This window comes from Dictyobacter sp. Z7_2 (assembly GCF_057551105.1).
The window spans coordinates 5146643-5160331 of record NZ_BAAJPE010000002.1 but is presented as its reverse complement, the minus strand read 5'-3'; the positions used below and the strand labels follow the sequence as shown (position 1 = coordinate 5160331).

Below are 13689 nucleotides of genomic sequence, written 5' to 3'. Positions count from 1 at the left end.
AGCACATCCTTTTACCCTCCACATACGTAAACAGTAATTCGGGAGAAAGGTTCACATCCATTTAACACACCTCAAACGCTGGGAAGCGTGGCTTCCTCACGCCTGCGGCTTCGCCATATGACCAGGCTCATTGGAAGATTGATCCTGCTTATCCTCGTCCAGATTGTATAAAGGAAGTCCAGTATGTTCTGCCACAAGCGCATTCACACACCCAATCGACCAATTCCAATCCTCTTTTTCACCCAGGCTGCTCTGTACAGATAAGAATGACCTGCCGGCGGACTTCTGAGACCAGCGTACAATACTCTGATCGTTCGAGACTTCGTATATATACAATTTGGGGGCGCCGCTTTTGTAGGTTTGCTGCATTTCATACATGGCAAAGACACGCATCTCATCCCAGAGCAAGGCACGCTCCTGACGCATAAACCGTGTCTTAATTCCCTGCTCACTAATCTCAATCTGCTGCTCTTTATAAGGTTGAGATAGATTGATGGCCAAAACCATACATATCAGAAGGAAAGCACTGAAAATAAAGATAAGCGCTAAAAAGAGACCTAACTCATCATCTCTATTATGACGTACTGACGGAAACGTCAATGTGAAAAGTAGATAAACAGCAGTGCTAAAAGTGATTATGCTTATTATGAATAAAGATATCTTATTCGTGCGCAAACTAAGCGTCGCAGGGAGAGGAAATTGCTTCAGCGACTGAACAGGGACAGTTGAAAATTGTGCCCCACTCAAAGCGCCATCTCTCCTTGTCCCAACCGCCCTCATATATCTTTCCCAGCGGAACTGATTAAGCGTCAAATAGATACAAATAAACGCGAAAAAAAAGGTACCCAGACCAAAAATCACACTCACATTTAAAAAAATGGAAAATGTATAAATAGCGAAAGCTACCATACAAATGGAGAGAGGCATCATCCAGAAGTGCTGCATCCGCAGCATTTTCCAGATATAATCATCACGCGTCACAAGAGATTCAGCACTGCTATACTGCATACAAATCATCCTTTTAATATATACTCATATAATTATAAGAGTATCAACTCATTTCTTGACGGAAGACCTGCTAGCAGCCTTATCGCCCAAATCGAGCAGATCCAGATGTGTACGAGCCGCCACGCAAATATTCAGACGCTTCACCAGCCAATTCCAATCCTCCCTGCGATGCCGACTACTCTGTACTGCCAGGAACATATTCATAGCCGGCAACGGTGACCAGCGCACAACAAGTTGCTCGCTTGCCACCTCATATGTCCTCACCTGATTACTTTTGCCCGCCCATTTTGCACCATATGTAGCAAAGACACGTATCTCATCCCAACGTAGAAAGCGTGTCTGCCTCATATAGCAAACACTCAGACCTTCTTCACTGACCTCTATACGCTGCATATGATAACGCAGAAAAACAAAGTAATAAAAAGCAAAGATAATCAGTATCATGGGACCCAGAATACTAAATATGAACGCCAAGATAAAAAAAACGCTACTATCTGTAGCAAGCTGATAAAATGAGACAATTGCCATTACCACCCAGGAAATTATGGTCAATCCGCCACATATTCCCCCCACAATCCACGTCGTCTTACTCAAATGGAGAGAAAAAGTTGTTGGGACAGCCAATTGCTTGACCGCATGCACTGGCTGAAAAGGAGACATCACAGCGTAGCGCCCAGACAAAGCCGCATCGCGCCTCTGCCCGATGCGTCGCCAGTAGGCTGGCAAATAAAATCGATCAACCACAATCGTGATGATGACCAGCAAGTAGGCACAATATTCAAAGATCATAACACCGCGCAATGAATCCGCTGACATCCATACAGATCTCAAGCTATTAAGAATAGAAATGATCCATGCAATCCCCACGACAAGATACCAGAAGAGTTCTACACGTAAGCGATGCCAGATAGGATCTTTTTGCGTGGCAACCGATCCATTTTCGCTATATTGCATAGCTTCCACCTCATAAAATATATATGCATAAATAGTTCTAACATCTATGATTCCTTACATCTACCTACTTTTCAATACGACATTGCGAATGCTTGAGATTCATGGCGTGGTAATCTTGTCCATATACTATGAAAGAGAGGATTTCGTTTGCAATTTTCCTCACTAAATACTAAGATGTACAAGGTGCAGATACAGAAGGAAACTGCTTCATCTTGCGTTAGTATGTTATTTCATTGGAGAAATTTATGCACTATGCACTCAACCTTCCCCCTTTTGGCGAGTTTGCCGATGCCCGCATCCTTGCAGAGCTGGCCCATGAAGCCGAAGAGGCTGGCTGGGATGGCTTCTTTTTGTGGGATCATCTCCAGGCCGAGGTGGGCGTGCCGGTCGCTGATCCCTGGATAGCTCTTACCGCTATTGCGCTCCAAACGCAACGGATACGGATCGGAGCGCTAGTCACTCCGCTGCCTCGCCGTCGTCCCTGGAAGCTCGCTCGCGAGACCGCAACGCTTGATCGTCTTTCCGCCGGACGCCTCATCGTAGGCGTGGGGATCGGCGGTGATAACTGGTTCCACGAGTACAGCACCTTTGCTGAGTCGACAGATGATAAGATCCATGCCGCCCAGCTCGACGAAGGACTTGATGTGCTCACTGGCCTGTGGAGCGGCCTCCCCTTTCGCTATGAAGGACAGCACTATACTGTACGCGACACACAATTTCTCCCCCCGCCACTTCAATCGCCCCGCATCCCCATCTGGGTTTCAGGCATCTGGCCGAACAAGACTCCGATGCGCCGTGCTGCCCGCTGGGATGGAGTCTGCCCGATCGCCGTGGGACACGAGATACAACCCGACGAGGTCCGCGCGATGCTCACCTATATCCAGGGGCACCGCACGACGAATATGCCTTTTGACGTTGTTGTCGCCGGTCATGTTGGCGACCTCGATCCAGCAGAGGCAGCGCGTCAGCTCACACATTACGCTGAAGCCGGAGTCACCTGGTGGCAGGAGGGCTTCCTGGGCAACGACACGCTTGCCAACGTGCGCGCACGTATCCGCCAGGGGCCACCCACCTACTAACTTTCTTCCTCAGGCGTCAGGATGACAACGGGGATCGCACGCGTTGTCCCTTCTTGATACTTGATGAATTCCTGATATTGCCTGGTCAAGGCGGTCCAGATACGTGTACGCTCATCCCCTTCAGCCTGCGACGCCACCACCTTCAGGTGTCGCTGCTTGATCTGGATGCACGCATGTGGATCGGCCTGGAGATTGAGCCACCATTGCGGATGCTGAGCTGATCCCCAGTTAGAAGCAATCACGATACTGCGTCCCCTATCAGGAAAAAAGAAAAGCGGCGTCGTGCGCTCTTTCCCACTGACGCGTCCGCGGGTTGTCAGGAGCAAAAATTCGCGGTCGGGCGCGGCTGTACCAAGCTTGCCACCAGATAACCGAAAGAGCCCGGCGTGCAAGGAGGTAAAGAGACGCTTGGTGACTTTTCCAAATGCGGTGTCTTCGTGACCTCGTACCGCTGTGTCCTGATCAGTAGACATGATTAGCACCTTTCAATGTATTAATAAACAAAATCCATATCACGATAATATGAGACATAGATACGCAAAAGCAGCAATTATTGTTGATGCAATCCAGAACCAATAAAAGCCAGCAGATTATCAATTTCAAGTATACATACAGGTGAAGTGCTGTAACCAAAGACTTCAGTAAAATAGGAAAGAGACAAAACCGTCACATAACGTGTCAGCTGCTCAAGCGAAATATCCGTACGGATATCGCCTCGCCGCTGCCCATGCTGCAAGATGGCCTGGATTGTATCGATAAAGCCCGTATCTTTGTTGATGTCAGCGTTTTTAGGGTGAGCCTGCAACACTTCTTTTTGCAAAGCCTGGAAGGCATGATCCATCTCAGGCAGTCGAAAGATATGCTCGTAGATACTTGTGAAGAGAAAACGCAGAGCATCTAACGTGGATGGTTGTGTTTCCAGATAAGCATTTACGTCGGGCTGAACAGATTCTACATAGGTTACTTTCAAAAAAGAGAACCACAGCGAGCTTTTCGTGGGGAAATAATTGAATAAGGTACCACGACTGATCTCGGCCTGCTCAGCGATCGCATCCATCGTCGTCTGATCGTACCCGACACTACGAAACAGCGCAAAGGCGGCCTCCTGGATACGTTGGATGACACGCTGTTTATTGCGCTCACGCAAAGGTAGACGCATGAGCTCCTCTTTATCCATGAGACTCCTTTCACTCCACGGGTGTGCTTCATTTTTTTGCAGAAAGAGGTCAAGCGAAGCGAAGACTGTGTAGCGTCGCACGCTCGCGTGCGATATCCCTGGGACTCGTACGAGACGGCCCAATTCCGGTGCTCTACGCGAGCGGGCCTGATCGTACGTTGCGTGGGACATCGCACGCGAGCGTGCGACGCTACGGTGTCCTCGCTCCGCTCGACACGGATTGACGCTTTAAAAGCTCACAGGTAAACTGATGATGCCATGCAAGGTGAAATTGGAGCGCCACTTGACGCTATCGCGAGGAATAGCCAGGCGCAAATTGGGCAAGCGTCGCAGCAACGTGCTAAAGGCGATATCGCCCTCCAGCCGAGCGAGCGGAGCTCCCAGACACACATGGATACCCTGTCCAAAGGCCACATGACGATTCAAGCTACGAGCAATATCCATTTCTTCAGGCTGCGTAAACTGTGTCTCATCGTGATTCGCTGACCCCAACACCGTCAGCACCATATCGCCCTTATGGATCAGCTGACCACCCAACTCCACATCCTCGGCCGCGTAGCGCGGTGCCGGCGAGAGGACAGGACCATTATAGCGTAAAAACTCTTCTACGGCGACTGGTACGAGACTTTGATCCGCGATCAGACGTTGCAACTGCTCTGGATAATCGAAGAGCATCAGCGTGCCATTGCCGATCAGATTAGAAGTTGTCTCATGGCCCGCAAAAATGAGCAAAGCCATCATCGAGATAAGCTCATCCTCGCTGAGCTTATCTCCACTATCTTCGATCTGCACCAGCTGGCTAATCAGGTCATTCTGGGGACGCGCTCGCTTCTCGGCAATCAATTGCAAAAGGTAATCGGCAAATGTCTGCGTGACCAGCAGACGAGATCTATCCGGACTGGTTGCTCCACCACCAGAAAACATCTCCGACCACTCGCGAATCAACGCCTGCCCCTCGGAAGGCACACCCATCATATTCGAGATCACATTGATCGGTAGAGGAAAAGCGTAATCATTGATGAGATCCATCTGACCCTGCTCCTGCACGCGATCGATCAAATCATCGGCAATCTTTTGGATACCGGGACGTAAGCTCTGGATATACTTTGGCGTAAATGCCTTCGAGACCAGACTTCTCAAGCGCCGATGGTCAGGCTCATCGACGGCAATCATCGATTGTCCTAGCAAGCCACCCATGCCACGCGGCTGTGCTGGTCGACCATCATCCCAGGAGATAGTGGATGGATCAACCGTAAAAAGTCGATTTTTCAAAACCTGAACCGCTTCCTCAAGCCGTGTTACCATCCAGAACGAGCCTGCGTCCGACCCAAACGGAACGGGCACAGACACGACCGCTCCAACTGAGCGCAACTGCGCATAGAGAGGAAACGGATTGGCCGCAAAATCCGCATCAAAAAGCGCTGCTGGATTTATCCTTCTCGGCACGGCATTACTGTTCGCGTTATTCATATCTCATTCCTTTATCTTTATACTCAATTTAATTTAATACTCAAACAAAACTTATACTCAGTATAATATTTACAGAGACGCCTGTCAAGGAAAAGAGCTATGTGCTAGAAATCCTCTCATGCCTGCCATTTTCAGCAAAAAAAGATCCTCGTCTGCCAGGAAGCCAGAGCAGGGAGGATCTCAATGGGGGTATCTTTTTGGGTTATTATGCTAAATCGTTATCAATCTTTTGAAGGCCAAGCCTTTCTATGAACAGCCGATCTGTTGTGAGCCCAGTGCCACATCGTCAAACCAGAGCGTATCGGCGCCGCCCGAATAGCTTTCCCAACCCAATCGCAGATCTGCCAGGGCGGGACGCCAGTTGGCGCGGCTCAACCATTGAGAGTCGACATCGGCCGTCGGAGTGCCATCGAGATGCAAACCGGCCACCTCAGCACCATTCAACCAGGTACGCATCGTCCCTTGCGCCTCATTGACCTCGAACTCGACGCACGACCATTGATTGACCGGTAGAGGCATACTCATGGATACACCTACAGGACTCTGCGCAGGAAGCGTCGCATCGTCTGACTGGCGGTTCCACTGCAGAGCAGCATTCTGGCCGCCGAAGCGCAGATCATTCCCGCCATCATGCGTATCCTTCATCGCAGCAAAAGCCACATGACCAATCGGCAGAGCAGTTGTATGCCTGATAAAGAGGCGCACATACACATCGGTCCCCACGGTCGCAATCGCGCTTGTGCCAAAGAAGACATGATTGCAATAGCCATCGGCGCCATTTACGCGGATCGATGTCGTGCCACTATGCGCCACCGTCTTATCCACCGAGACCGTCCCCGCGCCCTGACAATTCGGATAGCTCACCTGCCAGGAACCTGTCGGAGTTGATCCAGTCTGGCCCTCAAAGCCATCGCAGAAGACAGCCTTAGCACACGACGTCCCGGCGATCGGAGTTGGCGTCGCGGTCGGAGTTGTTATCGGGGCCGTCGCTGTGGGCGTCGGAGTGACACCTGTAAGATCACCACAGGAGATGCCATTCAGCGCGAAGTCGGTGGGGACAGCATTCGTCCCACTATACGTCGCCTGCAAGCCAAACTGTACTGCTCCATTGGAGGGCAGAGAGCTATTGGAACTGGTATTAACAGCAGTCACACCAGTTCCAGCCTGAGTAATCTGCGTATTCCACGCAGAAGTAATCAATTGATTGCCCGCAAACGTCCAGGTCAACTTCCAGCCACTCAGTGCTGCACCGTAATTTGTCAGCTGGATCTGCGCGACAAATCCTCCCGTCCACTGATTCACCTGATAATCCACCTTGCAGAGTGTAGATACCGCAGGAGTATTCCCTGCGGCAAACACGTCTCTTTGCGTAGTCAACATTGCAGGAATAACAGTGGCAATCAACAACGACATAAATAGAAAGAAAAATGCAATAAGCGTCCTTGCTTTCACCTTTCTGAATCCCTCCAGTCAGATAGCTGCCCGCAGTACAAATAAAGCACTTCGCAAGCCGCTTCTGCAGCCTGATAAATACCCTTGTACTCCATAAGCACCAGATAGTATCGAACACATTAAGCGTAAACGATGCACAAGCGCCAGTCAAGCTAAAAAATCGTCAGTAACTCTTCAAAAATCACAAAAAAAATGCAATGCACTGACATCACCATGCAATGCATTGCTAAAACTCACAAAAATGAATAAGATCAGAAAAGTGTGCTGCCCTTCAAATACGCATCTAAGGTGAGCTGATAACGAATCTTGTCTCCAGCTAGCCGAAACAGATAAAAAGTAGCTTCCCATGTAGCTTGCTCTTTATCCAGAAACTCCCAGGTCGACCAGTACGAATGGGGGGCTGACTCCTGATCATGCTGCGTCCATTTAGCGCGGATAAGCTGGCGTGTATAATGTTCCGACAGATCAGCAATCGTCCATTCCTCCGGCAGTTCCAAGCGTGCACCGGAACTCATATTACTATGGCCTTGACTACCGCTATGATGATGGCGCTGAGAAGCACCTGCAGGTGCCACTATCGCGGGAAACAGGCTCAGCAGATCAGGGCCAAAGCGCCTTTGCTGCCTACGTAAAGTGTTTTCATCATCTATGTGACTTATTTGCAAACGCACATCGGTAAAATCCTGGCCCTCTTGAGTCACTATGATGATATTTACATTCCAATCAGAGTTATAGACATAATGTAGATAATTTCCTCCCATCGCTTGCATATGCACAAACCCACCACGATGGAAGCCATGCGCCTCATCCAGCGTTTGCCAACCATCGCCAGACAGCTCACGTTGATAAAAATCGCGCACCTGAAGAAAAGTAAGAGGAACATCCAGCAGAATACCCACATCGGTAGGATCATAAATAGTCGAGGCCAGCACACGACTCCCCTCAGGCATAGGTACGGGAATGGGTAGAGACTCGGGCAAACGCTCCAGCAACAATTGGTGCCCACCCATATTCTCACCATATTGACGACCAGAAAGTCGAAAAGCCAACTTATACAGCAAATCTTCGTTCATCAGAGAAATCCATTTCTGTCAATAGACAAGCCACTCAACGATGAGTTACAATATAAAGCACGCAGGCATAAAGTCTGCCTGATCCTATTTTACCACAAATAGAGGATATCATATCTATATCTCTGTTTCGACTATTATGCAATAATTACAGCTATTTAAGCATTGGAAGAAAGCATGAGTCACAAAAAACCTTACACAGCAATTCCTTTCTTTGAAGAACTCCGAGGAGAGCGTGTCGTCGTCCGTCCCTACCATCAGAGCGACGCGCCAGCAGTCTATGAGGCAATCAATGAGTCTCGTGACCACATCAGGCCGTGGGAGCCATGGGCCGATGAGAACCAATCCATAGAAGAGGTACAAGATCGTCTTGTCCACTGGACAAGTGAATGGCTACTGCGTACAAACATGTATGTGGGCTATTGGAACCAGCTCACAGGACGCTATCTCGGCAGCAGCGGCCTGCATGTCCATAGCTGGGAGATTGGCTCTTTCGAGATCGGCTATTGGGTACGCGTCTCGGAGACCGGACATGGCTACGTCACCGAAACTGTCAAGCTCCTGACCGACTATGCCTTTAGCCATCTCGACGCTAACCGCGTCATGATCCGCTGCGACGAACGAAACGAGCGCAGCGCCGCTGTCGCCCGGCGCCTGGGCTTCGTGCAAGAGGCACGGCTACGCAACAACAAGCTCAACACCTCGGGCCAGTTGCGCAACACGCTCATCTTTGCCATGACACCTGAAGATCGACAGCAAAAGATATAACAAGCAGTCATCGTATCTCAGACCCTTCTGCGTATCCATCCTGGCGTGCTGATGCGTACTCCATGTAGCGGGATAAGAATACAAGAGAAAGGGATCGTCATTCATATGTCAAATTCATTACCCAAAGATCGCTACAAGCAGGCTACCATCCGTACTTTCGTCTCCAAGCAGGAGGGACTCGTTGAGGGGAGCCCGCTCATCGAGCATCAGATAGAGGATAATGCTTCGTTCACAGAGACCGAAAAGCAGCCTGAACGTCCACTCGATCTGCTCTATTACTTCAACGACGAGCGTCAAACGCCGGCGCTTGGTTTCCAGCAAGTCGACTCTGAGCAGGATGAGGAGCCAATGTTCACGCTAGCTTACCTTGATCCCAGGCTGGAGCGAGCCTGGAAAGAGCAGGTTGATCAAAAATAACAGCTACGCTACATGGCAGAGGTAAGGATGATATCACCTCTGCCTTTTTTTATACTTCTCTCCCCGCCCTTCCATACATTCTCCCTTCTTGCTAGCACTTCTCTCCACATGCAGTATACTTTTCCTCTTCTTTCTGGCATCTCTCACTCTTTTTTACACACTTTTCCCCCTTTTGTTTCACTTTAACTTGATACACGATTCTCGATTGTTCCACTTTTTATAATAATAACAGAGGATTATGATCGTTACAGATCGTAGTCTCGCCCATAACAGTCATACTACATGAACTCTTTGTGTAGTATAAGTAAAATATGAGGTGTAATATGAAAAACTGTCGCAAAAAACTATCCAGAAGTAAACAGTTACTCGGAACTGCTATTCTCATCCTTGGATTGGCCGGAATTTTTGCGCCCCATAGCGCACATGCCGCCTCCAATATAAGTCAACAGTCAGCTGCCAGTGTCGCTATCCATGCCACGGTAGACTTCCCACCATCGTTCCCGCCATCGGGCTTCTATCCATCATATCCACCATTCCCACCGCATTTCCCTCCATACTTCCCACCGCGTTTCCCTCCATACTACCCGCCATTCCCACCGCATTTCCCTCCATACTTCCCACCGCATTTCCCTCCATACTACCCGCCATATCCACCATTCCCACCGCATTTCCCTCCTTATGCTACAGCGCCTCATGCGGTACCTGACATCCAGGTAAAGGGACGATAACATAACAGCTCGATCGACTATACAAACAATTTTATATACACGCTAAGCACTCGAAAGGAGAGCACAGGCCGGATGGATTCCGGCCTGTGCTCTCCTCCTTTTAATTTCATGATGATAACTTCAAGCGGCCTGGCTCAGATGATAGAATATCATCATCCACAGCAACGATTTTCGCGTAATAAAGAAAAGACTTTTATCATCCCACTTTTTATTAGAGCGACGCAGAGAATATGTATGCACAAATGCTAGACAAAGGAAACAAAATATTATGACTTCTCATTCCGATGAGAGAGACGCGTCCCATTCATCTGGTGAAGATGCCATCGATGCCAGCACCGACAACCAGCAACCAGACGCCACATCTCCGCCGGCATCCATCGAACCAGAGCAACCAGACGCGACAGAGAGCACAGATGCCATAGAGAGTACCAACGAAGCTGTCCCACCCGCGCCAGTCGCGTCAAACGCGACAGCGGCACCGAGCGGCTTCGTTGGGCAGCTGCGACAGCGCCTCTTCAGGACCGCCAGACCAAAGATTGCTGCCAGACCACACACCGACGCCACGACCCTCCCACCTATCTTTATCGATGACCTTGAAGATGAGCCTGAAGATGAGCCTGATCTGGCACGGCAGACCGCCAAATGGAACAAGCGTCGTGATATCCCCATCGCTATCTTGGCCTGGGCTGGAGTACTCTATCTCGTATTGATTGTGGCGCAGCACGTCATCACCACCCTGCTCTTGCTTGTGATCGCCGCCATACTGGCTTTCGCGCTCGCTCCGGCAGTTACCTTCCTGCAACGCTGGCTTCCCCGTGTCATCTCGATTCTGATTGTCTATCTGCTTGTCCTGGGAGGATTAGGAACCCTCATCTACCTGATCGCCATCACTGCCGTCGATCAAGTCAATTCAGCCGTGACTTATCTCTCATCCCATAACCTGTCATCATTCCTCGACCTGCTCACGCCCTTTGGCATCACGAAAGCGCAACTGCAACAACAATTCCAGAACGTGCAGGGACAACTTGTTGATCAGGCCAAAAGCGTCGCCGGGAGTGCTGTCCCCCTGCTCGCAGGCTTCTTTGACGCCCTTTTGAACATCGTACTGGTTGCCGTCCTGAGCATCTACTTCCTCATCGACGGTGAGCGGATCGTCAAATGGCTCAGGAAAAACGCGCCGCACAGCGTCCGCCGACAGACGCGCCTCACGCTGGACACCATCAACCGCGTCGTTGGTGGATACATTCGTGGGCAACTCTTCTTATGCGGCCTCATCGGACTCCTGGTCGGCGTCGGCATGTCCATATTAGGAGTCCCCTATGCCCTGCTGTTGGGAGTACTGGCCTTCTTCCTGGAATTCATCCCCATCCTGGGGACGCTCGTCTCCGGAGCCATCTGCGTTCTCCTCGGACTCACGCACGGCTGGCTCATCGGACTGCTCGTGCTAGCCTACTTTGTCGGAGTACACATTCTGGAAGGAGATATCATCGGCCCCCGCGTCGTTGGCAAAGCCATCGGACTGCATCCCATCGTCTCGATCGCCGCCCTGATCGCCGGATCAGAGCTCTTTGGCATCTGGGGAGCCCTTTTTGCCTCACCTGTTGCAGGAGTCCTCCAGGCCTTGCTCATCGTCATCTGGCTCAACTGGCGCGAACAGCATCCACACGAATTTCAATCGGCCACCGAACAAACGCTCGACAGCGCCGCCAAAGAATTCATTACACCCGAAAAGTAGCGTCATACTGCTCTGTCAAAACACAGAAGGACGTTGCGTGGCAAAGGAGGATGGCCCCTTGAACCAGGCGCTCAGGCTCGCCGACGTAGCGGCGCGGCTCCGCCGTGCTGTCACTACCCGCACGAACACGTCCCATGTGCATCTGAATGCAACGCAGACGAGACGATCCACGGTGGGAAGATCACGCAATGGAACCCCATGGGGAGCGTGGTCGGACGAGTCACAGACAGCACGGCGGAGCCGCGCCGCTACGTCGGTGAGCCTCTCACCCCATCGCCTTCTGGAGCTGTTTTGGACACACATCACCGATACCGCATCGGCGCGATGACTTTTGACAGAGTAATACGCTACGTCTCAGGTAGCTTCATCAGCAAGAGTATATTGATGGGTACGCAAGGCGGGATACCGCCAAGCGACCCATCCCACAACAAGGAAGGTCAGCAGACCACCAGCAAAAATCGTCAGAGACGTCCCCATCAGAGCGGTCAGCAGGCCAGATTCCATCTCGCCGAGCTGAGGTCCGCCCAGGGCGAGGATCATCTGAACCGACATCATACGTCCGCGCAGATGTGCAGGCGTCAATTGCTGGCGCAACGTACTCCGTACCACCGTCGAGACGGTATCCCCGACGCCAGTGAGAGCGAAGAAGAGATAGGAGAGGAAAAAGATTGGCGTCAATCCAAACAGAGCCGTTGCCAATCCATAGAGCGCCACGCCGCCAAGCAGAGCATATCCCTGCCGCCGGATCGGCTTCCTGACCGATAAGATACTTCCCGTCACGACCGCTCCGATCGGCTGTGCAGTTGCCAGCAGACCATAACCTTGAGCGCCCGTATGCAAGATCTGGCCGGCGACTAAGGGGAGCATGGTCCGAGCCGAGGCGAAAAGCGTCGCGACAAAATCGAGACACATAGAGTTCCAGATCAACGGCGTCCGGCGCACAAAATGATAGCCATCAAGCATCGTACGCCAGCGAAAGGGCTCTCCATCGGTCTGTGGGAGGCTGCTTCGATAATGCATCAAGAGAATGGCGAGCAGCACAAACAAAAATGAGACAGCATTAGCAAAATAAACGAATCCAATTGGAAAGAGAGCGATCAGCACGCCAGCGAGCATTGGTCCGGCGATAATACTGAATTGAAACATAAAGGCAAAGAGAGTCGCGGCATTGGGCAAAGCCTCGGGCGTCACCAGTTCGGGAAAAAGCGAGTTCTGTGCCGGATCGTTGAAGGCATCGATGGCGGCATTGCAGGCGGTGAGCAGATAGAGCAACCCGATGGTAATATCACCGCGCAACGTCAATATGCCAAGCAGCAGAGCACATATCCCTGCGGCGACCTGCGACCAGAGAATAATCCGTCTCCGATCCCAGTGATCCGCAACCGCTCCTCCCAGGAAGGCAAAGACAAAAATCGGCAAGACGCGTATCGCGCCCAGACTACCCAGACCTAAGGCCTGCGCATTAAGCACAAGATGCCAGTGCCATATAGTCAATGTATACATCTGGTCGCGCAACAAAAGATAGACATGCCAATTGATCACAATGATCTGCATTTGTGAGCCGACCATAGAAAACAACTGACCTAACCAGAGCAAGCGGAAATCACGATGACGAAGGGCGGGCAGATGGAGCATGGAGCAAGGTTCCTTTACTGGTACTTTGATATACGTGGTAAGCATATCACGTAAATAGAGAGAAGCACATCATCCATGCCAGGGATCTTTTATTCATTAAATTCTATGCTGCCAGCGATTATATAGAGTATGTATATATTGAAGAATGCAAAAATAATCAGGTATGCTATATAGATGCAGTATAAAAGCGGGGTGA

14 protein-coding genes are annotated in these 13689 nt (G+C 50.7%); 5 read left to right on the top strand and 9 right to left on the bottom strand.

Annotated elements, in window-relative coordinates:
- Positions 1 to 96 precede the first annotated feature (96 nt).
- Together AC27N8_RS35065 and AC27N8_RS35060 are read right to left on the bottom strand one after the other, a co-directional pair.
- On the bottom strand, positions 97 to 1008 hold the full coding sequence (locus AC27N8_RS35065) for a hypothetical protein (protein WP_487074344.1): 912 nt from the start codon (positions 1006 to 1008) through the stop codon (positions 97 to 99).
- Positions 1009 to 1056: 48 nt separating this feature from the next.
- Positions 1057 to 1962 (bottom strand): hypothetical protein, encoded by a 906-nt coding sequence (locus AC27N8_RS35060; protein WP_487074342.1) that lies wholly within the window; start codon positions 1960 to 1962, stop codon positions 1057 to 1059.
- Between the two features lie 245 nt (positions 1963 to 2207).
- Between AC27N8_RS35060 and AC27N8_RS35055 the strand changes: the two genes are divergently transcribed.
- The gene (locus tag AC27N8_RS35055) at positions 2208 to 3041 is read left to right on the top strand and encodes an LLM class flavin-dependent oxidoreductase (RefSeq protein WP_487074340.1); all 834 of its coding nucleotides are present in this window, start codon (positions 2208 to 2210) and stop codon (positions 3039 to 3041) included.
- Here AC27N8_RS35055 and AC27N8_RS35050 read toward each other — a convergent pair.
- The 5 genes from AC27N8_RS35050 to AC27N8_RS35030 all read right to left on the bottom strand — a co-directional run bounded on the left by AC27N8_RS35050 (position 3038) and on the right by AC27N8_RS35030 (position 8213).
- On the bottom strand, positions 3038 to 3514 hold the full coding sequence (locus AC27N8_RS35050; protein WP_487074338.1) for a nitroreductase/quinone reductase family protein: 477 nt from the start codon (positions 3512 to 3514) through the stop codon (positions 3038 to 3040). The genes AC27N8_RS35055 and AC27N8_RS35050 overlap by 4 nt on opposite strands.
- 77 nt (positions 3515 to 3591) lie before the next feature.
- Positions 3592 to 4218: a TetR/AcrR family transcriptional regulator gene (locus AC27N8_RS35045; RefSeq protein ID WP_487074336.1), complete on the bottom strand. Its 627-nt coding sequence runs from the start codon at positions 4216 to 4218 to the stop codon at positions 3592 to 3594.
- Positions 4219 to 4446: 228 nt separating this feature from the next.
- Positions 4447 to 5688 (bottom strand): cytochrome P450 family protein, encoded by a 1242-nt coding sequence (locus AC27N8_RS35040; RefSeq protein ID WP_487074334.1) that lies wholly within the window; start codon positions 5686 to 5688, stop codon positions 4447 to 4449.
- A gap of 246 nt (positions 5689 to 5934) precedes the next feature.
- Positions 5935 to 7068, bottom strand: a complete 1134-nt coding sequence (locus tag AC27N8_RS35035; RefSeq protein ID WP_487074818.1) for a cellulose binding domain-containing protein — start codon at positions 7066 to 7068, stop codon at positions 5935 to 5937.
- 323 nt (positions 7069 to 7391) lie between these two features.
- Positions 7392 to 8213 (bottom strand): hypothetical protein, encoded by an 822-nt coding sequence (locus AC27N8_RS35030; RefSeq protein WP_487074332.1) that lies wholly within the window; start codon positions 8211 to 8213, stop codon positions 7392 to 7394.
- Between the two features lie 174 nt (positions 8214 to 8387).
- On the opposite strand from AC27N8_RS35030, the gene AC27N8_RS35025 reads away from it, so the two are divergent.
- Positions 8388 to 8978: a GNAT family N-acetyltransferase gene (locus AC27N8_RS35025; RefSeq protein ID WP_487074330.1), complete on the top strand. Its 591-nt coding sequence runs from the start codon at positions 8388 to 8390 to the stop codon at positions 8976 to 8978.
- Between the two features lie 105 nt (positions 8979 to 9083).
- Entirely contained in the window at positions 9084 to 9395 is a 312-nt protein-coding gene (locus AC27N8_RS35020) for a hypothetical protein (protein WP_487074328.1), read from the top strand.
- Positions 9396 to 9860: 465 nt separating this feature from the next.
- Here AC27N8_RS35020 and AC27N8_RS35015 read toward each other — a convergent pair whose 3' ends face one another.
- Complete coding sequence (locus AC27N8_RS35015) at positions 9861 to 10058, bottom strand: hypothetical protein (protein WP_487074326.1); 198 nt, start codon at positions 10056 to 10058, stop codon at positions 9861 to 9863.
- A gap of 333 nt (positions 10059 to 10391) precedes the next feature.
- On the opposite strand from AC27N8_RS35015, the gene AC27N8_RS35010 reads away from it, so the two are divergent.
- Together AC27N8_RS35010 and AC27N8_RS35005 are read left to right on the top strand one after the other, a co-directional pair.
- On the top strand, positions 10392 to 11858 hold the full coding sequence (locus AC27N8_RS35010) for an AI-2E family transporter (protein WP_487074324.1): 1467 nt from the start codon (positions 10392 to 10394) through the stop codon (positions 11856 to 11858).
- A gap of 37 nt (positions 11859 to 11895) precedes the next feature.
- Entirely contained in the window at positions 11896 to 12186 is a 291-nt protein-coding gene (locus AC27N8_RS35005; protein ID WP_487074322.1) for a hypothetical protein, read from the top strand.
- A gap of 26 nt (positions 12187 to 12212) precedes the next feature.
- On the opposite strand, the gene AC27N8_RS35000 is transcribed toward AC27N8_RS35005, so the two are convergent.
- Positions 12213 to 13493 carry an MFS transporter gene (locus AC27N8_RS35000; protein WP_487074320.1) on the bottom strand — a complete coding sequence of 427 codons (1281 nt, stop codon included), beginning with the start codon at positions 13491 to 13493 and terminating at the stop codon, positions 12213 to 12215.
- Positions 13494 to 13689: the final 196 nt, after the last annotated feature.